General features: G+C 71.5%; 19 protein-coding genes. 4 read left to right on the forward strand and 15 right to left on the reverse strand.

The genetic code is table 11. The annotated features are described in order from the left end of the window. Positions 1 to 86: 86 nt before the first annotated feature. On the forward strand, positions 87 to 1,304 hold the full coding sequence (locus tag ACIPFH_RS07530; protein WP_401824134.1) for a PucR family transcriptional regulator: 1,218 nt from the start codon (positions 87 to 89) through the stop codon (positions 1,302 to 1,304). A 140-nt stretch (positions 1,305 to 1,444) separates the two neighbouring features. Here ACIPFH_RS07530 and ACIPFH_RS07535 read toward each other — a convergent pair whose 3' ends face one another. Further along, positions 1,445 to 2,035 (reverse strand): TetR/AcrR family transcriptional regulator, encoded by a 591-nt coding sequence (locus ACIPFH_RS07535; RefSeq protein WP_401824136.1) that lies wholly within the window; start codon positions 2,033 to 2,035, stop codon positions 1,445 to 1,447. Positions 2,036 to 2,131: 96 nt separating this feature from the next. On the opposite strand from ACIPFH_RS07535, the gene ACIPFH_RS07540 reads away from it, so the two are divergent. Next, positions 2,132 to 3,688 carry an MFS transporter gene (locus tag ACIPFH_RS07540; protein WP_401824138.1) on the forward strand — a complete coding sequence of 519 codons (1,557 nt, stop codon included), beginning with the start codon at positions 2,132 to 2,134 and terminating at the stop codon, positions 3,686 to 3,688. A 200-nt stretch (positions 3,689 to 3,888) separates the two neighbouring features. Here the strand turns inward: ACIPFH_RS07540 and serA are convergent, their stop codons facing one another. The 6 genes from serA to ACIPFH_RS07570 form a co-directional block, all read right to left on the reverse strand. Beyond that, a complete protein-coding gene (gene serA, locus ACIPFH_RS07545) occupies positions 3,889 to 5,478 on the reverse strand; it encodes a phosphoglycerate dehydrogenase (RefSeq protein WP_356260533.1) in 1,590 nt (529 codons plus the stop codon). Positions 5,479 to 5,711: 233 nt separating this feature from the next. Continuing rightward, positions 5,712 to 6,710, reverse strand: a complete 999-nt coding sequence (ilvC, locus tag ACIPFH_RS07550) for a ketol-acid reductoisomerase (protein WP_356260536.1) — start codon at positions 6,708 to 6,710, stop codon at positions 5,712 to 5,714. A 139-nt stretch (positions 6,711 to 6,849) separates the two neighbouring features. Further along, positions 6,850 to 7,374, reverse strand: a complete 525-nt coding sequence (gene ilvN, locus ACIPFH_RS07555; protein WP_401824141.1) for an acetolactate synthase small subunit — start codon at positions 7,372 to 7,374, stop codon at positions 6,850 to 6,852. 22 nt (positions 7,375 to 7,396) lie between these two features. Beyond that, a complete protein-coding gene (locus ACIPFH_RS07560) occupies positions 7,397 to 9,277 on the reverse strand; it encodes an acetolactate synthase large subunit (protein ID WP_356260543.1) in 1,881 nt (626 codons plus the stop codon). A gap of 318 nt (positions 9,278 to 9,595) precedes the next feature. Continuing rightward, on the reverse strand, positions 9,596 to 12,730 hold the full coding sequence (locus ACIPFH_RS07565; RefSeq protein ID WP_401824143.1) for a putative bifunctional diguanylate cyclase/phosphodiesterase: 3,135 nt from the start codon (positions 12,728 to 12,730) through the stop codon (positions 9,596 to 9,598). A 411-nt stretch (positions 12,731 to 13,141) separates the two neighbouring features. Continuing rightward, positions 13,142 to 14,095, reverse strand: a complete 954-nt coding sequence (locus ACIPFH_RS07570; protein ID WP_401824145.1) for a 2-hydroxyacid dehydrogenase — start codon at positions 14,093 to 14,095, stop codon at positions 13,142 to 13,144. A gap of 76 nt (positions 14,096 to 14,171) precedes the next feature. Here ACIPFH_RS07570 and ACIPFH_RS07575 point away from each other — a divergent pair, with 76 nt between their 5' ends. After that, complete coding sequence (locus ACIPFH_RS07575) at positions 14,172 to 15,167, forward strand: aldo/keto reductase (RefSeq protein WP_401824147.1); 996 nt, start codon at positions 14,172 to 14,174, stop codon at positions 15,165 to 15,167. Between the two features lie 102 nt (positions 15,168 to 15,269). Continuing rightward, positions 15,270 to 16,430, forward strand: coding sequence for a PQQ-dependent sugar dehydrogenase (locus ACIPFH_RS07580; RefSeq protein WP_401825092.1), 1,161 nt, complete (start codon positions 15,270 to 15,272; stop codon positions 16,428 to 16,430). A gap of 6 nt (positions 16,431 to 16,436) precedes the next feature. Here ACIPFH_RS07580 and ACIPFH_RS07585 read toward each other — a convergent pair whose 3' ends face one another. The 8 genes from ACIPFH_RS07585 to gatB all read right to left on the reverse strand — a co-directional run bounded on the left by ACIPFH_RS07585 (position 16,437) and on the right by gatB (position 25,927). Beyond that, positions 16,437 to 16,631: a DUF6191 domain-containing protein gene (locus ACIPFH_RS07585; RefSeq protein WP_401824149.1), complete on the reverse strand. Its 195-nt coding sequence runs from the start codon at positions 16,629 to 16,631 to the stop codon at positions 16,437 to 16,439. A 23-nt stretch (positions 16,632 to 16,654) separates the two neighbouring features. Next, entirely contained in the window at positions 16,655 to 19,768 is a 3,114-nt protein-coding gene (locus tag ACIPFH_RS07590) for an AAA family ATPase (protein ID WP_401824150.1), read from the reverse strand. A 95-nt stretch (positions 19,769 to 19,863) separates the two neighbouring features. Beyond that, positions 19,864 to 20,073 (reverse strand): hypothetical protein, encoded by a 210-nt coding sequence (locus ACIPFH_RS07595; RefSeq protein ID WP_401824151.1) that lies wholly within the window; start codon positions 20,071 to 20,073, stop codon positions 19,864 to 19,866. Positions 20,074 to 20,270: 197 nt separating this feature from the next. After that, positions 20,271 to 20,873 (reverse strand): hypothetical protein, encoded by a 603-nt coding sequence (locus ACIPFH_RS07600; RefSeq protein WP_401824153.1) that lies wholly within the window; start codon positions 20,871 to 20,873, stop codon positions 20,271 to 20,273. A gap of 35 nt (positions 20,874 to 20,908) precedes the next feature. After that, a complete protein-coding gene (locus ACIPFH_RS07605; protein WP_401824155.1) occupies positions 20,909 to 21,484 on the reverse strand; it encodes a GNAT family N-acetyltransferase in 576 nt (191 codons plus the stop codon). Next, positions 21,462 to 23,690: an MMPL family transporter gene (locus ACIPFH_RS07610; RefSeq protein WP_401824156.1), complete on the reverse strand. Its 2,229-nt coding sequence runs from the start codon at positions 23,688 to 23,690 to the stop codon at positions 21,462 to 21,464. Before ACIPFH_RS07610 ends, ACIPFH_RS07605 begins: the two co-directional genes overlap by 23 nt. Before the next feature lie 208 nt (positions 23,691 to 23,898). Next, positions 23,899 to 24,315, reverse strand: a complete 417-nt coding sequence (locus ACIPFH_RS07615) for a hypothetical protein (protein WP_401824158.1) — start codon at positions 24,313 to 24,315, stop codon at positions 23,899 to 23,901. Between the two features lie 97 nt (positions 24,316 to 24,412). Continuing rightward, a complete protein-coding gene (gatB, locus tag ACIPFH_RS07620; RefSeq protein ID WP_401824160.1) occupies positions 24,413 to 25,927 on the reverse strand; it encodes an Asp-tRNA(Asn)/Glu-tRNA(Gln) amidotransferase subunit GatB in 1,515 nt (504 codons plus the stop codon). Between the last annotated feature and the right edge of the window lie 8 nt (positions 25,928 to 25,935).

A 25,935-nucleotide genomic window follows, 5' to 3' on the forward strand; every position in this document is an offset into this window, starting at 1 on the left:
TAAGGATCCCTCCGATCGTGAGCCATCGACAGCTGTCACGCATCCGTGCCGCGGATCTCAGACAGATGTATGAAGAGGGTGCGGACATGCGGGAGAATGCCCGGGTGACAGCCGATTACCAGGGTGACCACCAGGAGCTCGTCGACGAGATCTCCGAGCTGCTGGGCGCTCCCGCGACCCTGGAGAACCGGGATTTCGAGCTGATCGCCTTCGGCGCCTACGACAGCGAGGGCGAACTCGACGCCTCTGCGCTGGACCCGGTGCGCACCCGCTCGATCCTGACCCGGCGCTCGACGGCCGCGGTCCGCACCTGGTTCGAGGGCTTCGGCATCACGCGCGCCACCGGCCCGGTCCGGATCCCGCCGACCCCCGAGGCCGGGGTGTACCGGGGACGCGTCTGCCTCCCCGTACGGCACCGGGGCGTCGTCCTCGGCTACGTCTGGCTGCTCGACGACGATCCCGGCCCCTCGGACGCGCAGCTGGCGGCCGCGATGGAGGTGACCGGCCGGATCGGCGCCCTGCTCGCCGACGAGGCCCAGCACGGCGCGGACCTCACCCGGGAGCTGCGGGCGGTGCTGACCGCGCAGCCCGGCTGGCAGCGGGAGATGGCGGTGGCCGAGCTGCGCACCGCGCTCGGCGCCCGTGCGGACGGCCCGCACACGGTGGTGTGCGTGACGCCCTGGCCGTCCGCCGACCCCGACGACGCGCCCTCGCTGCGTACGCTGCCGGGGGCGACGGCACTGTGCACGGTCCCGTGGGGCGGGGGTACCTCCCACGCCCTCGACGCAGTGGGGGTGTCCCAGTCCCTGGCCCTGCTGGTCCGCCTGCGCTCGACGGACACCCTCACTCCGGCGACCTCGGCCGCGGCCCGGCTGCTGGAGCGGGCGGACCGGTCCGCGGCGGGAGTGGCGGGCGGGCGGCTCGGTCTCGCGGAACTCGGCGCCGCCTGGCAGGAGGCGTCGGCGTCGGCACGGGCGGCGCTCGCCGAACCGGGCCTCGGCCCGGTCGCCCGGTGGGCGTCCATCGGCCCCTACCGTCTGCTGACCTCCCTGCCCCAGGAGAGCGCCCAGGACCCGGCCGTACGGACCCTGTTGTCCCCCACCCACCGTGAACTCGCCCGCACGGCCGAGATGTACCTCGACCGCGCGGGCCAAGCGGGCCGAACGGCCGCCGAGTTGGGGATCCACCGGCAGACCCTCTACTACCGGCTGTCCCGGGTGGAACAGCTGACCGGCCTGGACCTCGACGACGGCGAGGACCGGCTGCTCCTGCACATGACCCTCAAGGCGGCGCGGCTGCCCTAGGTGTGCTGTTCGGACAGGTTGGTGACGGGCGACACGCCTTGAGCGGTCCTTGAAGGGGTGGGGGCCTCTCGTTCGGATCAGGCCGGGCTCGCGAGCCCTGGCACCGCACCTCGCCGGGCCGCTCGGACGGCCCGGCCGGGTCAGCTCTTCGTGGCGCCCGCGATCACCCGGCGCAGCCCCTCGGTGAGCTGCGCCGCGTCGGTCGCCGAGTCCGGGTCGAAGAGCCACTGGACCATGAGTCCGTTCAGGAGGGTCTGGTAGAAGCGGCCCTCCGTGTCGACGGTCTCCTTGTCGAGCTCGTCCTCCGGGATGCCGTTGAACATGGGCACGATCCCCGACCGGCCCTCCTCCTGCGCCTCGGCCAGCAGCTTGCGCACCTCGGGGAGCCGGTCCCCCTGGACGATGAGCTCGAAGCTCAGCAGCCAGATCGCCCGCGTCCGGGGCACCGAGCCGATGATGCTCGCCCACACCTCCTGGAAGCGTTCCAGCGACCCGGCGGGCGCCGTCGCCCCGCCCGCCGTGCCCCAGCCCGGGTCGAAGTCGTCGCCGGCGCTCTCGATCAACGAGACGTACGCCTTCACCAGCAGCGCGTCCTTGGAACGGTAGTGGTAGCCGATGGACGCGAGATTGGTCCCCGACTCCTTGACGATGTCCCGCGCGGTCGTACGCAGGAACCCCTTCTCCAGCAGGCAGCGCTTGGCGCCCTCGAGCAGATCCTCACGGTGTCCCATGACCGTCACCCTACCCCGATCCATACAGCCGTCCCATACAGATGACTTATACAAGCGTTCTAGACAACCGTTTAAGACGCTCGTACAGTCACCGTCATGACCAACTCGCCGCACTCCACGAACTCCACGCACGCACCGGACCCGAAGAGCGCCGCCCCACCCCCGGCGGCCCGCGCCGGCCGCCGCGAATGGACCGCGCTGGGCGTCCTGATGCTTCCGCTGCTGCTCGTCTCGATGGACGTCTCCGTCCTCTACTTCGCGATCCCGGCGATCAGCGCGGACCTGGCGCCGACCGGCACCCAGCAACTGTGGATCTTCGACATCTACGCGTTCGTACTGGCGGGCCTGCTGATGACGATGGGCTCGCTCGGCGACCGCATCGGCCGCCGCAGGCTGCTGCTGATCGGCGCCGTCGCATTCGGCGCCGCCTCACTGATCGCGGCGTACGCGGACAGCGCCGAGACCCTGATCGCGGCCCGCGCGGTCCTCGGCATCGGCGGTGCCACCCTGATGCCCTCGACGATGGCCCTGATCCGCACGATGTTCACCGACCCGGCACAGCGCGCGAAGGCGATCGGCCTGTGGTCCGCCGTGATGACGGGCGGCATCGCGCTCGGCTCGGTGATGAGCGGCCTGCTGGTCCAGTACTTCTGGTGGGGCTCGGTCTTCCTGGTCAACCTGCCCGCGATGGTCCTGCTGCTCGTCCTCGGCCCGGTCCTGCTGCCGGAGTCCCGCGACCCCGCCCCCGGCCGCTTCGACTGGCCGAGCGTCCCCCTCTCGATGGCCGCCGTGCTCCCCGTGATCTACGGCCTGAAGGAGATCCCGTCCGAGGGCTGGCACGCGGAGTACGTCGTCTCGGTCACCGTCGGCCTGCTCTTCGCGGCCCTCTTCGTGCACCGCCAGCGCACCGCCGCCTCACCGATGATCTCCCCGGCCCTGTTCCGCTGCCACGGCTTCGGCCCCGCCCTCGCCCTCAACCTGGTCTCCGCCTTCGGCATGCTGGGCTCGGCGTTCTTCACCACCCAGTACCTCCAGTCGGTGCTCGGCAGGAGCGCACTGGAAGCGGCCCTGTGGGCGCTGCTCCCCTCGGTGCCGATCGGCATGGCGGCCCCGCTCGCGACCTCGCTGGTGCAGAGGGGTGTCAACCGCGCCTACGTCGTGACGGCCGGCTTCGCGATCGGGGCGAGCGGCTACGTGCTGCTGGCCCTCGCCGGTACCGACTCGATGTGGCTGGTCCTGACCGCCTGCGCCGTCCTGGCCTGCGGGATCGTCATGGTCCTGTCCCAGATGACGGACCTGGCGATGAGCGCGGCCCCGGTCGAACGCGCGGGCTCCGCGTCCGCCCTCCTGGAGACCGGCACCGAGTTCGGCGGCGCCCTGGGCATGGCCGTCCTCGGCTCCATCGGCACGGCGATCTACCGCCACGACATCCCGGCCGGGGCCCCGGCCGAGGCCCGCGAGACCCTCGGCGGCGCCCTGGCGGTGGCGGGTCGCCTCCCGGGGCGCACGGGAGACGCCCTGGCGACGACGGCACGCGAGGCGTTCACCAGCGGCATGCAGGGCGCGGCGATCGCCGGGGCGGTACTCCTCGCCGGAGCGGCGGCAGCGGCTTCGGTCACGCTGCGGCGGATCCGGGTCGACGACAAGAAGTGACACCGGCAAAAGGAACCGGGCGGGCTGGATCACACCAGCCCGCCCGGCTCCTGCTTTCGAGCCACGTTCAGTAGACCCAGTCCGTACGGCCCTGCTTTCGAGCCACGTTCAGTGAGTCCAGCCCGTCCGGCGATTGAGGACGAAGCCTTTCAGGCCGAAGCGGGGGCCCGGGGGCGCAGCCCCCGGAAGGTGCGGCAACCTCAGACGAGATTGACCGCACGCGCGGACGTCGCGCCGATCTCCTCGGCGACCTCCGCCAGCACACCCGCGGGCACGGTGTCATCGACGGTGAGGACGGCCAACGCCTCGCCGCCGGCGACCGCGCGAGCGACCTGCATCCCGGCGATGTTGATCCCCGCCTCGCCGAAGACCCGGCCCACGGTGCCGACGACGCCCGGACGGTCCTCGTACTTGAGGACGACCATGTGGTCGGCGAGCGCCAGGTCGACGTCGTACTCGCCGACGGCGACGATCTTCTGGATGTGCTTCGGACCGGCCAGCGTGCCGGAGACCGACACCTCCTCGCCGTCCGAGAGCGTGCCGCGCACGGTGACGACGTTACGGTGGTCGGCCGACTCGGAGCTGGTGGTCAGCCGCACCTCGACGCCGCGCTCCTGCGCGAACAGAGGGGCGTTGACGTACGAGACCGTCTCGTCGACGACGTCCTCGAAGACGCCCTTGAGCGCCGACAGCTCCAGCACCTTCACATCGTGCTGGGTGATCTCTCCGTACACCTCGACGTCGAGGCGGACCGCGACCTCACCGGCCAGCGCGGTGAAGATCCGGCCGAGCCGCTCGGCGAGGGGCAGACCGGGCTTGACGTCCTCGGCGATGACACCGCCCTGGACGTTCACCGCGTCCGGCACCAGCTCACCGGCGAGAGCCAGCCGCACGGAACGCGCGACCGCGATACCGGCCTTCTCCTGGGCCTCGTCGGTCGAGGCACCGAGGTGCGGGGTGGCCACGACCTGGTCGAACTCGAACAGCGGGGAGTCCGTGCAGGGCTCCTTCGCGTACACGTCGAGGCCGGCGCCGGCTACGCGGCCCTCCTTCAGCGCCGAGTACAGCGCCTCCTCGTCGACGATCCCGCCGCGCGCGGCGTTGACGATGCGCACGCTCGGCTTGACCTTGCGCAGCGCCTCGTCACCGATCAGACCGACCGTCTCGGGGGTCTTGGGCAGGTGGACGGTGATGAAGTCGGAGACCTCGAGCAGCTCGTCCAGTGACAGGACCTTCACGCCCATCTGCGCGGCGCGCGCGGGCTGGATGTAGGGGTCGTACGCGACGACCTTCATGCCGAAGCCGGACATGCGCTGCGCGACGAGCGCACCGATGCGGCCGAGGCCGACGACGCCGAGGGTCTTCTCGGCCAGCTCGACGCCCGTGTACTTGCTGCGCTTCCACTCGCCGTTCTTCAGCGCGGCGTTGGCCTGCGGGATGTGGCGGGCGGTGGCGAGCAGGAGACCGCAGGCCAGTTCGGCGGCGGTCACGATGTTGGAGGTGGGGGCGTTGACGACCATCACGCCGGCCTTGGTGGCGGCGGGAACGTCGACATTGTCCAGGCCGACGCCGGCTCGCGCGACGACCTTCAGTTTCTTCGCGGCGGCGATCGCCTCGGCGTCCACCTTGGTGGCCGAGCGGATCAGGATCGCGTCGACGTCGGCGATGGCCGGGAGCAGTACGGCTCGGTCCGCTCCGTTGCAGTGCCGGATCTCGAAGTCCGGGCCAAGCGCGTCCACGGTCGCGGGCGACAGCTCTTCAGCGATGAGTACGACAGGTTTCGAGCTCACGTGAGTCCTCACAAGTCCAGAGCGTGCGGACGGCCGTCCCGACGGCCGCATGCGGAGGAGGGGCTAGCCGCGTGGAAGACGCACGACGCTGTGGGCCTGAACGCGTATATACGCAGCAGTGTAGTGCTGCGACGGAGGTCGCCTCGTGCCTCCGCGGAAGGATCACCCGTCCGTGGTTGGACGGGATGGACAACGGGGCCGGAGCTGCGCGCTCCGGCCCCTGTCCGTGAGGCTCAGGCCTCTTCGTTCACCCAGCTCATCAGCTTGCGCAGCTGCTTGCCGGTGGTCTCCAGCAGGTGCTCGGAGTCCGCGTCCTTGTACTCGTTGTACTTCTTCAGACCGCCGTGGTACTCGTCCATCCAGTTCTGGGCGAAGGTGCCGTCCTGGATCTCGGCGAGGACCTGCTTCATCTCGGCCTTGGTGGCGTCGGTGATGATCCGCGGGCCGGTGATGTAGTCGCCCCACTCGGCCGTCTCGGAGACGCTCCAGCGCATCTTCTCCAGGCCGCCCTCGTACATGAGGTCCACGATCAGCTTCAGCTCGTGCAGGCACTCGAAGTAGGCGATCTCCGGCTGGTAGCCGGCCTCGACCAGGGTCTCGAAGCCCGCCTTGACCAGCGCCGAGGTGCCACCGCACAGCACGGCCTGCTCACCGAACAGGTCGGTCTCGGTCTCCTCGGTGAAGGTCGTCTTGATGACGCCGGCGCGGGTGCCGCCGATGCCCTTGGCGTACGACAGGGCCAGCGCGAAGGCGTTGCCGGTCGCGTCCTGCTCGACGGCGGCGATCGCGGGGACGCCGCGGCCCTCCTCGTACTGGCGGCGGACCAGGTGACCCGGGCCCTTCGGGGCGACCAGGGCCACGTCGACGCCGACCGGGGCCTTGATGAAGCCGAAGCGGACGTTGAAGCCGTGGGCGAAGAACAGCGCGTCGCCGTCCTTCAGGTTCGGGGCGATGGACTCCTCGTAGACCTGGGCCTGGATCGGGTCCGGGATGAGGATCATGATGACGTCGGCCTCGGCGGCGGCCTCGGCCGGGGTCACCACGCGCAGGCCCTGCTCCTCGGCCTTCGCCTTGGACTTGGAGCCCTCGTGCAGACCGACGCGCACGTCGACACCCGAGTCACGGAGCGACAGCGCGTGGGCGTGGCCCTGGCTGCCGTAACCGATGACCGCGACCTTGCGGCCCTGGATGATGGACAGGTCGGCGTCGGCGTCGTAGAACAGCTCGGCCACTTTGGGTTCTCTCCTTGGGTGCAGGTGTTGCGTCCCACCGTATGACGGCGGGCGGAAGGGAAGACTCGGGGTCTCGGTATCCGGGCGGTCGGCGATCACCGACCGTCCGGATCCGTTCGTACGTAGACCGGTTGCGTACTTACGCCGACCGGTCGAGGGCGCGCAGCGAGCGGTCCGTGATCGAACGGGCGCCGCGGCCGATGGCGATCGTGCCGGACTGGACCAGCTCCTTGATGCCGTACGGTTCCAGCATCTTGAGCATGGCGGTCAGCTTGTCGTTGCCGCCGGTGGCCTCGATGGTCACGGCCTCCGGGGAGACGTCGACGGTCTTGGCGCGGAACAGCTGGACGATCTCGACGATCTGCGAACGCGTCTCGTTGTCGGCGCGCACCTTCACCAGAACGAGTTCGCGGTGAACGGCCTGTCCCGGCTCCAGCTCGACGATCTTCAGCACCTCGACGAGCTTGTTGAGCTGCTTGGTGACCTGCTCGAGCGGCAGGGCCTCGACACTCACCACGATCGTGATCCGGGAGATGTCGGCGTGCTCGGTGACGCCGACGGCGAGCGAGTCGATGTTGAAGCCCCGGCGGGAGAACAGGGCGGCGATCCGGGCCAGGATGCCCGGCTTGTTCTCCACCAGGACGGAGAGCGTGTGCTTCGACATGTCTTCTTTACGTCTCTCTCGCTCAGTCGTCTTCGTTGTCGCCGAAGTCGGGGCGGACGTCCCGGGCGGCCAGGATCTCGTCGTTGGAGGTGCCGGCGGCGACCATCGGCCACACCATCGCGTCCTCGTGGACGATGAAGTCGACGACGACGGGACGGTCGTTGATGGAGTTCGCCTCCTCGATGACCTTGTCGAGGTCGTCCGGGGACTCGCAGCGGATCGCGTAACAGCCCATGGCCTCCGACAGCTTCACGAAGTCGGGGACGCGGGTGCCGGCGCTGGGCTGCTTGCCCGCGGCGGAGCCGCTGTCGGGCGCGGCGGCCTGCGGGCCACTGTGCAGCACGGTGTTGGAGTAGCGCTGGTTGTAGAACAGGGTCTGCCACTGGCGGACCATTCCGAGGACGCCGTTGTTGATGATGGCGACCTTGATCGGGATGTTGTTCAGGGCGCAGGTGGTGAGTTCCTGGTTGGTCATCTGGAAGCAGCCGTCGCCGTCGATGGCCCAGACGGTCTGGCCGGGGACACCTGCCTTGGCGCCCATCGCGGCCGGGACCGCGTAGCCCATCGTGCCCGCACCGCCGGAGTTCAGCCAGGTGGCGGGCTTCTCGTACTGGACGAAGTGCGCGGCCCACATCTGGTGCTGGCCGACGCCCGCCGCGAAGATCGTGCCCTCGGGGGCGAGCTGTCCGATGCGCTCGATGACCTGCTGCGGGGAGAGCGAACCGTCGGCGGGCTGGTCGTAGCCGAGCGGGTAGGAGTCGCGCCAGCGGCTCAGATCCTTCCACCAGGCGGTGTAGTCGCCCTGCTGGCCCTCGCTGTGCTCCTTCTGCACCGCCTGGACCAGGTCGGCGATGACCTCACGCGCGTCACCGACGATCGGCACGTCGGCGGTGCGGTTCTTGCCGATCTCCGCCGGGTCGATGTCCGCGTGGACGATCTTGGCGAACGGGGCGAAGCTGTCGAGCTTGCCGGTGACGCGGTCGTCGAAGCGGGCGCCGAGGGCGATGATCAGGTCGGCCTTCTGCAGACCGGTGACGGCGGCCACCGAGCCGTGCATGCCCGGCATGCCCAGGTGCAGCGGGTGGCTGTCGGGGAACGCGCCCAGCGCCATCAGCGTGGTGGTGACGGGCGCGCCCGTCAGCTCCGCGAGGACCTTCAGCTCGGCGGTCGCGCCGGCCTTCAGGACACCGCCGCCGACGTACAGGATCGGCCGCTTGGCGGCGGTGATCAGCTTGGCGGCCTCGCGGATCTGCTTGGCGTGCGGCTTGGTCACCGGGCGGTAGCCGGGAAGGTCCATGGTGGGCGGCCAGGAGAACGTCGTCTTCGCCTGGAGGGCGTCCTTGGCGATGTCGACCAGGACCGGCCCGGGCCGCCCGGTGGAGGCGATGTGGAACGCCTGCGCGATGACCCGCGGGATGTCCTCGGCCTTGGTGACCAGGAAGTTGTGCTTGGTGATCGGCATGGTGATGCCGACGATGTCCGCCTCCTGGAAGGCGTCCGTGCCGATCGCCTTCGACGCCACCTGCCCGGTGATCGCCACGAGCGGCACCGAGTCCATGTGGGCGTCGGCGATCGGCGTCACCAGGTTGGTCGCGCCGGGGCCCGAGGTGGCCATGCAGACGCCGACCTTGCCGGTGGCCTGCGCGTAACCGGTGGCCGCGTGGCCCGCGCCCTGCTCGTGCCGGACCAGGACGTGGCGGACCCTCGTCGAGTCCATCAGCGGGTCGTAGGCGGGAAGGATCGCACCGCCGGGAATGCCGAATACCGTGTCGGCGCCGACCTCCTCGAGAGAACGGATGAGGGACTGCGCACCCGTCACGTGCTCGACGGACGCGGAGTGCTGTCCTCCGGATCGGGGCCGCGGCTGCGGATGGGCCCCGGTGGCCTGCTCGGTCATCGGCATTCTCTTCTCGATGCTGAGGGTTTTACTGAGGGTTTCGCTGGGGTCCTGCTGGGGTTGTGCTCGGGTCTTACCGGTGTTGCGCTCGAGTCTCACTGGGGTTGCGCTCGGGTCCTGCTGGGCTGCGACAGGAGCGCCCGCAGCGGGTTTTGTGCAACAAAAAACCCCTCGTGCCAAAAGGCAAGCGAGGGGAGCGCGCCGGGTGTGGTCGCTGGGAGTTCCGGGTCTTCCGGAGCGTCACCAGCTTCAGCCGACGCGCTTTCCAAGTACGAGAATTCGGGTGCGCATGGCATAGACCCTCCCTCCGGCGCGCACCGACTGTCAAGTGGGTGGGACGGGAGTCTCATTATGTGAGCGAAGGGCACTTCCGCTCCCCAGGACGGCGGTGACACCGCCGGCGACGCCACCGGCGTGGACACCACTGGTGTACACCCCCGCGCCACCGCCCGCGAACGCGGGCTCGGCCGGCCCGTGCGGCACCGGGTAGCGACCCGTCGCCAGGGCCCGGCGCAGCCGGTACTCGTCGAGCGGCCCGGAGAACGCCATGCCCTGGCCGTGCGTGCAGCCCATCGCGCGCAGGGCGACGACCTGCTCGGGCAGATCCACGCCTTCGGCGACGGACTGGAGCCCGAGATCGGTGGCGATCCGCAGCAGCCCACTGGTGATCTTGTGCAGCCGCGCGGACTCGACGACCCCCTCGACCAGCGAGCGGTCGAGCCGGAGCACGTCGACCGGGAGCCGCCGCAGCGCCGTGAGAGCCGCGTAGCCGCTGCCGAAGCCGTCGAGGGCGATCCGTACGCCGAGGCGGCGCAGAGCCCCCAGGCGGCGCTCCAGCTCGTCCAGCGGCACCCTCGGGTCGGTGTCGGACAGCTCGACCACCAGGGACCCCGACGGCAGCCCGTGCCGCGTCAGCAGCGCCTCCACGGAGCCCAGCGGCATCGACCGGTCGAGCAGCCGCCGCGCGCCGACCCGCACGACCACCGGCAGGGTGAGCCCGCTCGCGGCCCGGTCGGCGGCCTGCTCGACGGCCTCCTCCAGCATCCAGCGCCCCAGCTCGGCCGTCTTGTCGCTGTCCTCCGCGACGCGCAGGAACTCGGCGGGCGTGAAGAGCACCCCTTGGGAGGAGCGCCAGCGGGCCTGCGCGGCGACCGACGAGATCCGGCCGTCCTCCAGGCGCACCACGGGCTGGTGCAGCAGCGCGAACTCGCCGTCGTGCAGCGCTGCCCGCAGCCGCGTGGCCAGCTCCGCCTTGCGTACGACGTCCTGCTGCATCTGCGGCTTGTACAGCTCGACCCGGCCCTTGCCGCCCGCCTTGGCGCGGTACATGGCGAGGTCGGCGTTGCGGAGCAACTCGCCGGCGCCCAGACCGGGTTCCGCGAAGGCGACGCCGATGGACGCGGCGACCCGGACCTCGTTGCCGTCGATGAGATACGGCTGTGACAGCGTGAGCCTGAGACGGTCGGCGAGTTCCACTATGTGGCGTTCCCGGGCGGCGCGGTCGCGGGTGCCGTCACCGGCGATCAGGGCCGCGAACTCGTCGCCGCCCAGCCGGGAGGCGGTGTCGCCCTTGCGGACCGCGTCCTGGAGCCTGCGGGCGGCCTGGACCAGCAGTTCGTCCCCGGCCGCGTGGCCGATCGTGTCGTTGACGGCCTTGAAGCCGTCGAGGTCGATGAAGAGCACCGCGGTGTTGCGCAGGGCGGGGCCCCGGTCGGAGCTGCGGCGGCCGGAGAGGGCCTGCTGGACGCGGCGGGTGAACAGCGCGCGGTTGGGCAGGTCGGTGAGCGGGTCGTGCTCGGCGTTGTGCTGGAGCTGCGCCTGCAGCCGCACCCGCTCGGTCACGTCCCGGCTGTTGAAGATCAGGCCGCCGTGATGGCGGTTGACGGTGGACTCGACGTTGAGCCAGCCTCCCCCGCTCTCGGCTTCGCTCGAGCGGGAGGTGCCCCCGTCGCCGGAGCGGAAGCGGCACTCGATGCGCGTGGTGGGTTCCTCCTGGGGGTTGGCGGCGAGGAAACGGCGCACCTCGTGCACCACGCAGCCCAGGTCCTCGGGGTGGATGAGGTCCGCCAGCTCGGAACCCACGAGGTCCTCGGCGGACCGTCCGTAGACCCCGGCGGCGGCCGGGGAGACATAGCGCAGGACGCCGCTCGGCGCGGCGATCATGATGACGTCGCTGGAGCCCTGCACCAGGGAGCGGAAGTGGTTCTCCTTCTGCGCCAGTTCCTGGGTGAGGGTGATGTTGTCGAGCAGCATGATCCCCTGGCGCACCACGAGGGCGAGCACGACCGTGCCGCCCGTCAGCAGCACCACGCGGTCGACGCTGCGGCCGTTGAGGACGTTGTAGAGGATCCCCAGGGTGCAGACGGCGGCGGCCAGATAGGGCGTGAGGGCGGCCAGGGACCCGGTGATGGGCCGGGTGACCGGATACCTGCCGTGGTCGCCTCCCTGAGGAGCCGTCCGGTCGGACGGCCGGTCGGGCCGCTGCCCGGGCGCCGGCGCCGACGTGGCGGCCGCCGGGTGCGACGGCCCCTGGGGACGCCCTCCGAAGCGCTGGCCGGGTACGTGTTCGTGCACCACACGCGTGTGCCCCTCATCCGCGGCGGACCGCTGTCGGCGGGAGGCGGCCCAGGGCGCGTACGCCAGGAGCAGCGAGCCCGCGAACCAGCCCGCGTCGAGGAGCTGGCCCGAGCGGTAGTTGTTGTGCAGCAGCGGCGAGGTGAACAGGGCGTCGCACATCACGGTCAGCGCGAGTGCGCCGACGGCTGTGTTGACCGCCGTGCGGTTCACCGACGTGCGCCGGAAGTGCAGCACCAGCACCATGCTCACCAGGGCGATGTCGAGCAGCGGGTACGCCAGCGACAGCGCGGCGTGGGCCACGCTGGGCCCGTCGAACTTCGCCGCCTGGGCGAGCGCGAGGCTCCAGGAGAGGGTGAGCAGCGAGCCGGCGATCAGCCAGGCGTCCAGGGCCAGGCACACCCAGCCCGCCTTCGTCATGGGCCGGGCGGCGAGCACGAGCAGCCCCACGATGGCGGGGGGCGCGAAGCACAGGAAGAACAGGTCGGCGAAGCTGGGGCTGGGCACGGGCCGCCCCAGGACCACCTCGTACCACCCCCAGACCAGGTTGCCGAGGGCCGCCATCGTCGAGGAGAGCGAGAACAGCAGCCAGGCGGGCCGAAAGCGGACGCGGCGGGTGCGCGCGTAGAGGAAGCAGGACACGGCGGCGGCGCCCGCCGCCGCGGTCAGCCCGAAGTCGCCCATGATCAGCGCTAGTTGGTCCGATCCCCAGCCGAGCGCGGAACCGACGGCGTATCCCGCGCACAGGAAGGAGAGCAGCAGTTGGTGGACCAGGTTCGATCCGAGGCGGCCGGCGGCCGGCGGCGCGATGCGCGGCGTCCCCGTCGAAGGCTGTGTCCGTAGCGCTCCGTCGAGGAGGGTCGTGGAGGTCGGCGGCGAACTCACCGGATCCTCCCGGTCCGCGTCACTCCCGGATCCCTCGGGTCCCGGGCCGCCGGTGGCGCGTGCTTCCCATGGCTGCCGCACCGGTGACGGTGACGGCCGTCGTGAGCGCCGTGACCGTGTCGGCGCGCGGCCGGGCGCCAGGGTCGCCGTCGGCGGCTCCGCCGCGTCGGATCGTTCGTCCATAGGCCGTGCATCGCCCGTCGCCCCCCTCACAAGTCTGAAATGTCCATCCCTGACGCCGAACGTGCGCGGCGCAACCCCTGTCGGGACGATACACCAGTCTCGTCACTCAGGGACATAGTTCCTCTACGCTGCGTGACGATCATCGGCATATGCGCCCGGATGAGGTACGGACCGCGTCCGGGAGACTGCGGAGGGTGCTCGAACCGGACTACAGGAGTGCCGGGGCCGTCACGTTCGGTTCGCCGTGCCCGTCGTAAGGATCACGTTGCGCAGCGGCTCCCGGTTCACGTAGCGCCTCAACTGGTCCACCAGCAGCCGCTTGGCGCGTGGCAGGAAGGCGGAGGTCGGCCCTCCGACGTGCGGACTGACCAGGACGCCTCGCGCGCTCCACAACGGGTGGCCCGGGGGCAGGGGTTCGGGATCCGTGACGTCCAGTGCCGCGGTGAGGCGGCCGCTCTCCGCTTCGGCGAGCAGTGCCTCGGTGTCGACGACCGCGCCGCGCGCCACGTTCACGAGCAGGGCGCCGTCCTTCATCCGGGCCAGGAAACCGGCGTCGACCAGGCCGGTCGTGCTCTCGTTCAGGGGCGTGCAGAGGATCACCACGTCGGAGTCGGGCAGCAGAGCGGGAAGTTCGGCGATCGGATGCACGGGGCCGCGCGCCGTCGTGCGCCAGGAGCGCGCGACGCGCGCCACCCGCGCCACCTCGAAGGGCGCGAGCCGGTCCTCGATGGCGGAACCGATGGAGCCGTAGCCGACGATGAGCACGTTCTTGTCGGCGAGCGCCGGCCGGAACCCACCGAGCCACTCCCCCCGGTCCTGGGCCCGTACGAAGTCGGGGATGCCGCGCAGCGACGCGAGGATCAGGGTGAGCGTGAGCTCGGCCGTGCTCGCCTCGTGCACTCCCCGCGCGTTGCACAGCCGCACTCCTGGGCGCAGGAACGGGAGGGCCGGCTCCACGTGGTCGATGCCGGCCGACAGGGTCTGGACGACTTCCAGTGAGCTCATCGCGGGCAGCGGCCGCTGCCCGAGGGCGGCGGGCTTCATGTAGGGGACGACGTAGAAGGCGCAGTCGGCCGGGTCCGCCGGATAGTCCTCCTCACCGTTCCAGAAGCGGTAGTTCGGCCCCTGCGGGAGGCCCTCGATCTCTTCCGGCGGGATGGGAAGCCAGGCGTCAGCACTCATGGCCAGGAGGCTATGTCAGGCACGCGCGCGTGCAGAGGTTAGGTTGGGGGACCGGGAGAGGGAGGGTAACGAGCAGGTGGAGCGCAGGACGATCGGCGCGGGGGCGCTCGAGGTGGGGGCCGTCGGTCTCGGGTGCATGCCGATGAGCTGGGCGTACAGCGGGTCACGGCAGCGGGGCGACGAGTCGCTCAGGGCGGTGCACCGGGCGCTGGACGCGGGTTCGTCCCTGCTGGACACCGCCGACATGTACGGCCCGTTCACCAACGAGCTGTTGGTGGGGCGGGCGTTGAAGGAGCGGCGCGGGGACGCGTTCGTGTCGACGAAGGTCGGTCTGCTCGTCGGTGAGCAGCACATCGTGGCCAACGGCCGGCCCGGATATGTGAAGCGGGCCTGCGACGCTTCCCTCCGTCGTCTCCAGACGGACGTCATCGATCTCTACCAGCTGCACCGGGCCGATCCCGAGGTCCCGGTCGAGGAGACCTGGGGCGCGATGGCCGAGCTCGTCCGGGCGGGCAAGGTGCGGGCGCTGGGGCTGTGCGCCGTGGGGGCCCGGGGTGGTCGCAGGTCCGGCGGGCTGTACGACGGAACGATTCGGCAGTTGCGGCGGGTCCAGCAGGTCTTCCCGGTGAGCGCGGTGGAGGCGGAGCTGTCGGTCTGGTCGCCCGAGGCGCTGGACGCCCTGCTGCCGTGGTGCGAGGCGCGCGGCGTCGGCTTCCTGGCGGCGATGCCGCTCGGCAACGGCTTCCTGACCGGCACGCTGACCCCCGGCCAGGGCTTCGAGCCGGACGACATGCGTGCCCGGCACCCCCGTTTCACCGCCGAGATGATGGCCGCGAACCAGCCGATCGTCGTCGGTCTGCGCCGGATCGCCGCCCGGCACGGCGAGACCGTGACCGCCGCGCAGGTGGCTCTGGCCTGGGTGCTGGCACAGGGTCGGCACGTGGTCCCGGTCCCGGGCGCCAAGCAGCAGCGCTGGGTGGTGGAGAACGCGGCGGCGTCCGGCCTGCGCCTGACACCGCAGGATCTGGCGGAGGTGGCGGAGCTGCCGGGGGCCCGGGGATCGTGGGAGTAGTGCCGCTTTCGGATCGCGACGGCCCGGATCGGGAACCTGTGAGGCCCGAGCGGCGTAGGAACAGGTGAAGCCCGCCGCGGGAACCGCCGTGTCGAAGGGACCCTGATCGTGCAACGTCGAGCTGTTTCAGCCGTGTTGGCCGCGAGTGCTCTGCTGGTGACGGCCGGCTGCTCGTCCGAGGGCGGGGGGTCGTCGGCCGCCTCCGTCAGCGCGTCCCCGAGCCGTACGGCGGCGCAGACCTCCCCGGCCGCCGAGGAGACCCCGCCCGCGAAGGGCACGGTCAAGGTGGTGCGCACGGTCGCCGAAGGCCTGAACTCTCCCTGGGGTCTCGTCCCGCTCCCCGAGGGCGGCCTCCTGGTCGCCTCACGCGACCAGGGGACGATCACCCGGGTGGACACGGAGACGGGGAAGAAGACCGAGCTGGGCGAGGTGCCGGGGGTGTCGGCGGCCGGCGAGGGCGGCCTGCTGGGCCTCGCCCTCTCCCCCGACTACGCCTCGGACCGCATGGTCTACGCGTACTTCACCTCGGCCTCGGACAACCGCGTGGTCCGGATGATCTACGACCCCGCGCGGCCCGTCGGCGACCAGCTGGGGGCGCCCGACACGGTCTTCAAGGGCATCCCGAAAGGCATGATCCACAACGGTGGCCGGATCGCCTTCGGCCCCGACCGACTGCTCTACGTCGGCACGGGCGAGAGCGGCGACCGGGGCCTCGCCCAGGACAAGAAGTCCTTGGGCGGCAAGATCCTCAGGCTGACCCCGGAGGGCGAACCGGCCGCCGGCAACCCGTTCGCGGACTCCGCGGTGTACTCGTACGGTCACCGCAATGTGCAGGGGCTGGCCTGGGACTCCAAGCAGCGGCTGTTCGCCGCGGAGTTCGGCCAGGACACCTGGGACGAGCTGAACGCGATCGAGCCGGGCGCCGACTACGGCTGGCCGAAGGCCGAGGGCACGTCCGAGGACACGAAGTTCCGGAACCCGACAGCCCAGTGGCACACCGACGACGCCTCTCCCAGCGGCATCGCCTACGCCGAGGGCTCGATCTGGATGGCGGGGCTCAAGGGGCAGCGTCTGTGGCGCGTGCCGCTGAAGGGCACGGCGGTCTCGGCGGATCCGCAGGCCTTCCTCAAGGGCGAGTACGGCCGGCTGCGCACGGTGGTGTCGGCGGGCGGCGACAAGCTGTGGGTCACGACCAGCAACACGGACGGCCGGGGCGACCCGAAGACGGGGGACGACCGGATCCTGGAGCTGGAGGTGAGCTGAGCGGGGTCACCCGTCCTGCGTCTCCGCCTCCGCCTCCTCGGGCCCGGACGGCCGCACCACGACCTTCCCGGAGGCGAGGTCTATCGGCCCACGCCCGGGATCACCGTCGCCGACGTCCTCGCGGGTCAGTTCCAGCCGGTTCTGCTCGTCCCGGGTGTGCTTGCGGCCCGGCGCGAAGAGGTCCTCGAAGGCGTTGAACATGCGTTCTCCCTTGTGGCCTGAACTCATTGTCGCGCGATCAGCCGTTCTTCGTCCGCCGGGGGGAACAGCCCCAGCCGGTGGGCCACGGCCGCCGCCTCGCCGCGGCCCGAGACGTCCAGCTTCGACAGGATGTTCGAAACGTGGACGCTCGCCGTCTTCGGGGAGATGAAGAGCACCTCGGCGATCTGGCGGTTGGTGCGGCCGGCCGAGACCAGCCGCAGGACGTCGCGTTCCCGGCCGGTCAGGCCCAGCGCCGCGAGCGGGTCGGCGAAGCCGTCCGGCGGGCCCGCGGCGAGGCTCAGGGTCAGGCGGGCGCGCCGGCCGAGGAGAGTGACGGCTTCGGCGAGGGGGCGGGCGCCGAGGTGGGCGGCGACCGCGTCGACGAGGCGGAGCAGCTCGGCGGCCCGCTCGCGCTCGTCGTCGCCGCCGAGGGAGAGGAGAGCCTCGGCCAGGCGGTGGCGGGTGCGGGCGAGGTCGTAGGGGCGTTCCAGGCACTCGAAGGCGGCGACCACCTCGGACCAGTCGTCCGGGTCGGTCCGGCCCTCGGCACGCAGGAGTTCGGCGCGCACCCAGCGTTCGTGGGCCTGCCAGACGGGGGCGATCGTGGCGAGCCTCCTGGCGGCGGCCCGGATGCGGTCGAGGAGCTCGGCGCGGCCCGGGTCCGCGGCCGGCAGCGCACGGGCGTCGCCCTCGGCGGAGGCTGCGGCGAGCAGCAGGGGCCAGGCGTACCGCTGGGTGCCGGGCTGGAAGTCTCGGTCGAGGGTGCGTGCGAAGTGGGCGCGGGCGTCCAGAGGCCGGCCCTGGGCCGCTGCGAGTCCGATGGCGAGGCGGGTCAGCGGGAGGTAGTTCTGAGGGGCGTGTTCGTGGGACCCGAAAAAGCCCTCCGCGACGTCCAGTTGGCGGCCGGCCTCGGTGAGGTCGCCGCGCGCGAGGGCGAGTTCGGCGCGGAGGGTGGCGTGAAAGCCCCGGACCGCCACGCCCTGCCCCGCCCTCCCCCACTGCCTGAACGGCGTGGGGGGAACCCCGGCGGCGGCGCAGGCCCGGTCGGCCTCCTCCCAGCGGCCCAGGGAGAGGAGCGACTCGGCGAGGTTGCCCCACACCCAGGCCTCGGCGTCGGGCGGGCCGTGCCGCTTGGCGAAGGCGAGACCCTCCTCCAGGATCGGGACGGCCTCCCGGGAGCGGCCGACCGCCTCCAGTTCGGAGGGAAGGTTGACGTAGGCGTTCAGCGCGACGGAAGGGGTGTCCTCGGCGAGCGCCCGTTCCCTGACCTCGTGCAGCTCCGCGAGTCCTGCCTCGATGTGGCCGGCCTCGACCATGAGGACGCCGAGGACCTGGCGGGCATCCAGCTCGGTCTCGCGGGCGCCGACCATGCGGGCGTACTCCACGGCCCGCTCGGCGGCCCCATAGGCGTCGGGTCCCGGGACGTGCACCAAGGACCAGCAGGCGATGTGGGTGAGCACCTCGGCGTGCACCTCGTTGGGCGGCAGCCCGCGCAAGAGGTCCTGCGCGGTGGCCAGTTCCTCGCGGCCGCCGCCCCGGCCCAGGGAGTGCACCAGCCGGGAGCGCTGCACCCAGAACCAGGCGGCGCGCAGGGGGTCGTCCTCCTCCTTCAGCAGGCGCAGTGCTCGCTTGGTGATCTTCAGGGCGCGTTCGCGTTCCCCGCAGTAGCGGCCGGCCACGGCGGCCTCGGCCATCAGATCGAGGTAGCGCAGCGGGGTGGTGGCCGGATCGCGGCCGCTGGGGGTCCCCCCAGACGGTTCGGGCAGTGCGGGAGGGGGATACGCCTGCGTGTAGTCGACGGGACGCAGTGCGGCCCTGATGTCCTCGGGCACGGTCTCCCACAGCTCCATCGCCCTTTCCAGAAGGCGAAGCTGCTCGCTGTGGGCGCGCCGGGAACGAGCCTCGACGGAGGCGTCCAGGACGGCGGGAAGGGCTTTCGCCGGGTCGTGGGCGTGGTACCAGTAGCTGGCCAGCCGCATGACGCGTTCGTCGGCGGGGACGAGGGTCGGGTCGCCCTGGAGAGCCTCGGCGTAGCGGCGGTTGAGGCGGGAGCGTTCGCCGGGCAGCAGGTCGTCGCTCACGGCCTCCCGGACCAGGGAGTGGCGGAAACGGTAGCCGTCGCCGTCGGGGGTGGCGAGCAGGATGTTGGCGCCGACGGCGGCGCGCAGTGCCTCGATGAGGTCGTCCTCGGCCAGCCGGGCGACGGCGTCGAGCAGCCGGTACTCGACGGTGGAGCCGCCCTCGGCGACGATCCGGGCGACGTTCTGGGCACTCTCGGGCAGCGCCTCGACCCGGACGAGCAGCAGGTCGCGCAGGGTGTCGGTGAGGCCGGTGCAGCAGCCCTCGTGTGCCGCCACGGCGAGTTCCTCGACGAAGAAGGCGTTGCCGTCGGAGCGTTCGAAGATGTCGTCGACCTGAGCGGGGTCGGGCTCGGCGGCGAGGATGCCGGCGATCTGGCGGCAGACCTCGTCGCGGGTGAAGCGGGCGAGTTCGAGGCGCCGTACGGTGCGCAGCCGGTCGAGTTCGGCGAGCAGGGGGCGCAGCGGATGACGGCGGTGGATGTCGTCGGCGCGGTAGGTGACGAGGACGACGAGCCGCCCGGTCCGCAGGGTGCGCAGCAGGTAGGACAGAAGGTGTCGGGTGGAGGCGTCGGACCAGTGCAGGTCCTCCAGGGCGACCACCACGGTGCGCTCGGCGGCGACGCGCTCCAGGAGACGGGCGGTGAGTTCGAAGAGGCGGGCCATGCCCTCCTCGTCGTGGCGCCGGCCGGGGGCCGTCTCCCGCAGTTCGGGCAGCAGCCGGGCGAGTTCCTCCTCCTGGCCGGCCGCGGCGGCGGCCAGTTCGTCCGGCAGGGCTCGGCGCAAGGCACGCAGGGCGGTGGAGAACGGGGCGAACGGCAGTCCGTCGGCGCCGATCTCGACGCAGCCGCCGAGTGCGACGACGGCGCCCCGGCGGCCGGCCGCCGCGGCGAACTCCTCGACGAGCCTGGTCTTGCCGACCCCGGCCTCACCGCCGATGAGGAGCGCCTGCGGCTCTCCCGCGGCGGCGCGGGAGAGCGCGTCGTTCAGGGTGCCCAACTCGTCGGCGCGACCGACGAACACGGGGCTGACGGACCTGGTCTCCACGGGTGCGAGCATCGCACGCCGGCGCGACGACGGCCCAGCGGATATCGCCGGGGCCCCTGCGGGAGGGCGGCCGACCCCCGTGCGGCCGCCCTCCCCCGCCCCCGCGGTCACGCCGGCCGGGCGAACCGGAGCCGACGGAGGAAGTGGGTATGCGACTCGCTGCCCGGGCCGCCGTCCGACCGCTCGGCGGCGGCGCGTTCGGCGGCCTCACGGCGGGCGGCACGGCGGCCGCGGACGGCCTCGCGGGCCTGTCGCTCGCCCTCGGCCCGGCGGCGCAGTTCGGCAGAACGGGCCTGCTGGAGCTCGTACTCGTACATGGTGTGTCCCCTGAGAGGTCGGTCGATCCGGCTTCGCTTGTTGCGATGCCTCAACCTTCGTCTCCCAGGGGGGTCCGCCACATCGGGAGAGTTCCGCATCTTCGGCGGCGGACGGCGCCTTAGACGCGCCTGAGGGGCCTTAGGGACGGCCGTAAGTGGCTCACGGTCGCCTAAGACCCCTCGTGAACTGCGGGTACTCAGCTCGCGGACGGCAGTCCGAGCAGAGCGTCGGTGTACTTGAGCACGGCGAGAAGCAGGCCGATGACGCCGAGCGCGACGCCGGCCCAGGAGACGGACTTGATCCAGGGTGCCTGCGTCCTGCCTTGGGCGCCGCCGAAGGCGGGCCGGGCCAGGACGACCACGCCGATGACCAGCGCGGCCAGCGCGAACAGGCCGGCCCAGAGCGCGGTGGTCTGCCAGGCGTCGCCGTAGACCTCCTTGATCTGGGTGGCGACACCGGCGTTCGACGAGGTCTGGAGCTGGCCGACCAGCGTCTCGCGAGCGGCGGCGACGGTGCCGATCCAGCCGCCGGTGAGCGACACGAGGCCCAGTGCGACGGAGACGACGGCGCCGGCGCCCTGTCCGACGCCCGTGGAACCCTCCGCCTGACCGGCGCCCTCCTCGGCGAGGACCTCGTCACCGTCCTCGATGTCGTCGGCGGTCGTGTCCTCGACGGCTTCCGCGTCCGTTCCGGTCACTTCTTCCGGCGCCTCGGTCTTCGTGACGTCCACCTTCTCCTCGTCGCGCTTCGCCTCGGTGCCGGATTCCGCGCCGGCCTCGTCAACAGTCTTGGTTCCCATACCTCGCACCGTACGGACGCTCTCTGAGAGGTCCCTTAATGATCGTTGTGAGCGCCGCGCGCGCGTGCGTCGCGCCACTCCTGGGCGAGCACGGACCACACCTCGAGGTCGTGCCGCACCCCACGATAGGGGTACGACTGCCGGCGGACTCCGTCGCGGGTCATTCCCAGCCGCCGGGCGACGTCCAGGCTGGGGGTGTTCCCCGCGGAGGCGATCCACTCGACCCGCTGGATCCCGCGCTGTTCCACGGCGAAGTCGATCAGCACCCGCATGGCCCGGGTGACCAGACCGCGCCCGGTACCGGCGGGTTCCAGCCAGCAGCCGACCTCGCAGTTGGCGTTGTCGGCCTCGAAGTTCAGGAAGAGCACACCCCCCACGAGCGTGCCGTCCAGCCACAGGCCGTGCAGCGAGCCGGTGTCGGCGGCGCGCATGTCGGCGTACCGCTGCAGCGCCTCCCGCGCGGTGGCCACGTCGGTGGCCTTCGAGCCGAAGGGGACGTACTGGTTGATGAACTCCCTGCCCCGCTCCAGATGGGCCAGGAACTCCTGGGCGTGCCAGGGCTCCAGCGGGCGCAGCTCGGCTCCGTCGTCACCCAGCGATATCGCGTACATCGGGCCGCCGCTCCTTTTCCAGTGCCTCCACCACCTCGGTGAGCCTCTCATGGGCGGCACGGCACTCGGGCGGCTCGATGCTGATCCGCGGCAGGTGCCGGTCGAGCCGGCGGGGCAGCCACCAGTTGGCGCTGCCGAGCAGATGCATCAGGGCGGGCACCAGCAGGGTCCGCAGGACGAAGGCGTCGAGGGCGACGGCGGCCGCGAGGGCGATCCCGAACATGGCGATCACCCGGTCGCCGCTGAGGACGAAGGCGAGGAAGACCGAGATCATGATGACCGCGGCGGAGTTGATGACCCGGCTCGTCTCGGCGAGACCGACCCGGACGGCTCGCCGGTTGTCGCCGGTCTCCAGCCACTCCTCGTACATCCGGCTGACCAGGAAGACCTGGTAGTCCATGGAGAGCCCGAAGAGCACCGACACCATGATCACGGGGAGGAAGGGCTCGATGGGCCCCGCGCGTCCGAGCCCCAGCAGCTCGCTCCCCCACCCCCACTGGAACACGGCCACCACGATCCCGAAGGCGGCGGCGACGGCGGCGACGTTCATCACGGCGGCCTTGAGAGGTATCCCGACGGACCGGAACGCGAGGAGGAGCAGCAGACAGCCCAGGCCGATGACGACGCCGACGAACAGCGGGAGCTTGTCGACGATGACGTCCGCGAAGTCGTCGTAGCCGGCCGTCACTCCGCCGACGTGCACATCGAGGGAGGTGCCGGCCTCGGCGCGGGGCAGCACCTCGGTGCGCAGCCGGTCGACGAGGTCGCTGGTCCGCTGCGACTGCGGGGCGGACTCCGGTACGACCGTGAGGTACGCGGTGCGGCCGCCGGAGTCGAAGGTCACCGGTGCCACCGAGGCCACGCCCTCGGTGGCGCGCAGGGCGGCGTCGAGGTTGTCGAGGGCGAGCCGGTCCTCGCCGCCCCCGACGCGCGTCACCAGGGTCAGCGGACCGTTCACGCCGGCCCCGAAACCCTCGGCGAGGAGGTCGTAGGCCTGTCGCGTGGTGGCGGACGTCGGGGCGTTGCCCTGGTCGGAGGTGCCCAGGCGGAGGGAGAAGGTGGGCAGGGCGAGAACGGCGATGACGACCAGGGCGAGCGCGCCGAGCAGCTTGGGGTGGTGCTCCACGAACGCCGACCAGCGGGCGGCGAGGCCGGTCGGCAGCTCCGGCTGGGGTCCGTGTTCGGCGAGCCGGCGGCGTTCGCGGCGGCTGAGGGCGCGCATGCCGATGAAGGACAGCAGGGCCGGCAGCAGTGTCACGGAGGCGGCGACCGTGAGGACCACGGTCAGCGAGGCGGCGATCGCCACGCCGTTGAGGAAGCCGAGCCGCAGGATCAGCATGCCGAGCAGGGCTATGCACACCGTGGCGCCCGCGAAGACGACCGCCCGTCCGGTGGTGGCGACGGCGTTCGCGGCGGCCTCGGCGACGGTGAGCCCGCGCTTCAGTCCGCGCCGGTGTCTGGTCACGATGAACAGCGCGTAGTCGATGCCGACGCCGAGCCCGATGAGCAGGCCGAGCATGGGCGCGAAGTCGGCGACGGTCATGAGGTGTCCGAGGAGCACGATGCCCGCGTACGCGGTGCCGACACCGACCAGGGCAGTGGCGATGGGCAGGGCCGAGGCGGCGAGCGAGCCGAACGCGAGGAACAGCACGACCGCGGCCACGACCACGCCGACCACCTCGGCGAGATGACCGCCGGAGGACTCGGTGAGCCCGATCGCGGTGCCGCCCAGCTCGACCTGGAGGCCGTCGGTCTCGACGGCTTTCGCGGCGTCGACGACGGCCCGCGCCTCGCCCTCGTCGATGTCCTCGGCGCGGTCCTCGAAGGTGATGGTGGCGTACGCCGTGTGCCCGTCCTCGCTGATCCGCGTCCGGCCCTGGTCGTCGTCGGGGCCGGCGACGGAGGCCACGCCGGGCAGCTCGGCGATCTTCTCCAGCGCGCGGTTCATGGTCTGTTCGACGGCGGCGGCGCGGACGGAGCCCGAGGCGGTGTGCCAGACGACGGTGTCGCTGTCACCGCCGAGGTCCGGGAAGCCCTCCGTGAGCAACCGGGTGGCGCGGCCGGACTCGGTGCCGGGGACCTCGTAGTCGTTGGAGTACGCGGAGCCGACGGCGAGCGCGGCGGAGGCGGTGCCGCCGAGGGCGAGCAGCCAGATCAGTACCGCGATGAGGCGGTTGTGAACACACCAGCGTGCGAGGGCTGCCACTTGACGTGCTCCCGGAGGACGAATTGTGGATCTTTGACCGGGAACAGTCGTGCCTGAACTGAACAGCCCGCAAAGAACGTATGAGCGATGCGAGGCCACTCTTACAGGCGAATTTGATCGTTTGCCGCGTTCGTGGGGCTTTTCACAGGAGTGGGAGGCAGATCACAGGACCATAACGGCCGCGGTGTCAGGCCTCGTCGGGCACGTGTCAGTCCGCCTGGTCGCCGATCGCCATGACCATCACCCCGGCGATGAGCAGCCACAGTGCGCGCCGGGTACGGCCGCGGGAGCCCAGGAGGGCGGCGAGGGCGCAGACGGCGGCGCCGAGGGCGTAGGCCGCCGGGACGAGGGCGGGGGCGGAGCCGGTGAGGCGCATGAGGGACGCCGCGAGTCCGGCGAGGGTGAGCAGCGCTCCGGTGCCGGTGGCCGTCCAGCGGGCCCGCCGGGCGTCCTCGGCGCCGTCTTCCTCGTCCGTGTCCTCGTCCGTCTCGTCGTCCGTGTCGTCGGCCGGGTCGGCCGAGTCAGCCGGGTCGGCCGGGTCGGCGGCTTCGGTCGTTCCGGTCGTGCCCGCCTGCGGGCCGTCCTGTATGTCGTCGTGCGTGTCGGAGTCGGTTCGTGCCCTCATGGCGGGCGAGCGTAGCGCGTCGAGCTGAGCGGAGAGACGCCCAGGGGGGACGCGCCGGTGCGGCGCGTCCCCCCTGGGCGCGAGGAGAACGGCGAGCTCAGCCCTCGCTGACGCCCAGCTTCTCCAGGATCAGCTCCTTGACGCGGGCCGCGTCGGCCTGCCCGCGCGTGGCCTTCATCACGGCGCCGACCAGCGCGCCGGCCGCGGCCACCTTGCCGCCGCGGATCTTGTCGGCGATGCCCGGGTTGCCGGCGATGGCCTCCTCGACCGCGGTGGTGAGCGCGCCCTCGTCGGAGACGACCTTCAGACCGCGCTTGTCGACGACCTCGTCCGGGGTGCCCTCGCCCGCGAGGACGCCCTCGATGACCTGACGGGCCAGCTTGTCGTTCAGGTCACCGGAGTTCACCAGCTCGGTGACCCGGGCGACCTGCTCCGGCGTGATGGCCAGCTCGTCGAGCGGGACGCCCGACTCGTTGGCGCTGCGGGCCAGTTCGCCCATCCACCACTTACGGGCGGAGGCCGCGTCGGCGCCGGCGTCGATGGAGGCGATGATGAGTTCCAGCGCACCGGCGTTGGTGATCGACTGCATGTCGTTGGCGGAGATGCCCCACTCGGCGAGCAGCCGGTTGCGGCGGGCCAGCGGCAGCTCGGGCAGTCCGCCCCGGAGCTCCTCGACCCATTCGCGGGACGGGGCGACCGGCACCAGGTCGGGCTCCGGGAAGTACCGGTAGTCCTCCGCCTCCTCCTTCACGCGGCCCGAGGTCGTCGACCCGGTGTCCTCGTGGAAGTGGCGGGTCTCCTGGATGATCGTGCCGCCGTCGTTCAGCACGGCGGCGTGCCGCTGGATCTCGAAACGGGCCGCACGCTCCACGGACCGCAGCGAGTTCACGTTCTTCGTCTCGGACCGGGTGCCGAACTTCTCCCGGCCGTGCGGGCGCAGCGACAGGTTCACGTCGCAGCGCATCTGGCCCTGCTCCATCCGGGCCTCGGAGACACCGAGCGCCTTGATGAGCTCGCGCAGCTCACGGACGTACGCCCGCGCGACCTCGGGGGCGCGCTCGCCGGCTCCCTCGATCGGCTTGGTGACGATCTCGATGAGCGGGATGCCGGCGCGGTTGTAGTCCAGCAGGGAGTGGGACGCGCCGTGGATACGGCCGGTGGCGCCGCCGACGTGCAGCGACTTGCCGGTGTCCTCCTCCATGTGGGCGCGCTCGATCTGCACGCGGAAGGTCTCCCCGTCCTCCAGCTGTACGTCGAGGTAGCCGTCGAAGGCGATCGGCTCGTCGTACTGGGAGGTCTGGAAGTTCTTCGGCATGTCCGGATAGAAGTAGTTCTTCCGGGCGAAGCGGCACCACTCGGCGATCTCGCAGTTCAGCGCGAGACCGATCTTGATCGCGGACTCGATGCCGATCGCGTTGACGACCGGAAGCGCGCCGGGCATGCCGAGGCAGGTCGGGCAGGTCTGCGAGTTGGGCTCGGCGCCCAGCTCGGTCGAACACCCGCAGAACATCTTCGTCTTGGTGCCGAGTTCGACGTGGACCTCGAGGCCCATGACGGGGTCGTACGACGCCAGCGCGTCCTCGTACGACACCAGGTCGGTCGTGGTGGTCACGGTGAAAC

Origin of the sequence: Streptomyces sp. NPDC088157 (genome assembly GCF_044741545.1) — a bacterium.
Lineage (GTDB): Bacteria > Actinomycetota > Actinomycetes > Streptomycetales > Streptomycetaceae > Streptomyces.

Coding starts and splice junctions, on each gene's coding strand:
- ACIPFH_RS07595 (WP_401824151.1), bottom strand. CDS start 20,073: ATGTACGAGTACGAGCTCCAGCAGGCCCGTTCTGCCGAACTGCGCCGC.
- ACIPFH_RS07605 (WP_401824155.1), bottom strand. CDS start 21,484: ATGTACGCGATATCGCTGGGTGACGACGGAGCCGAGCTGCGCCCGCTG.
- ilvN (WP_401824141.1), bottom strand. CDS start 7,374: ATGTCGAAGCACACGCTCTCCGTCCTGGTGGAGAACAAGCCGGGCATC.
- ACIPFH_RS07560 (WP_356260543.1), bottom strand. CDS start 9,277: ATGCCGATGACCGAGCAGGCCACCGGGGCCCATCCGCAGCCGCGGCCC.
- ACIPFH_RS07615 (WP_401824158.1), bottom strand. CDS start 24,315: ATGAGGGCACGAACCGACTCCGACACGCACGACGACATACAGGACGGC.
- ACIPFH_RS07585 (WP_401824149.1), bottom strand. CDS start 16,631: ATGTTCAACGCCTTCGAGGACCTCTTCGCGCCGGGCCGCAAGCACACC.
- ACIPFH_RS07590 (WP_401824150.1), bottom strand. CDS start 19,768: ATGCTCGCACCCGTGGAGACCAGGTCCGTCAGCCCCGTGTTCGTCGGT.
- ACIPFH_RS07530 (WP_401824134.1), top strand. CDS start 87: ATGCGGGAGAATGCCCGGGTGACAGCCGATTACCAGGGTGACCACCAG.
- ACIPFH_RS07600 (WP_401824153.1), bottom strand. CDS start 20,873: ATGGGAACCAAGACTGTTGACGAGGCCGGCGCGGAATCCGGCACCGAG.
- ACIPFH_RS07535 (WP_401824136.1), bottom strand. CDS start 2,035: ATGGGACACCGTGAGGATCTGCTCGAGGGCGCCAAGCGCTGCCTGCTG.
- ACIPFH_RS07540 (WP_401824138.1), top strand. CDS start 2,132: ATGACCAACTCGCCGCACTCCACGAACTCCACGCACGCACCGGACCCG.
- ACIPFH_RS07570 (WP_401824145.1), bottom strand. CDS start 14,095: ATGAGTGCTGACGCCTGGCTTCCCATCCCGCCGGAAGAGATCGAGGGC.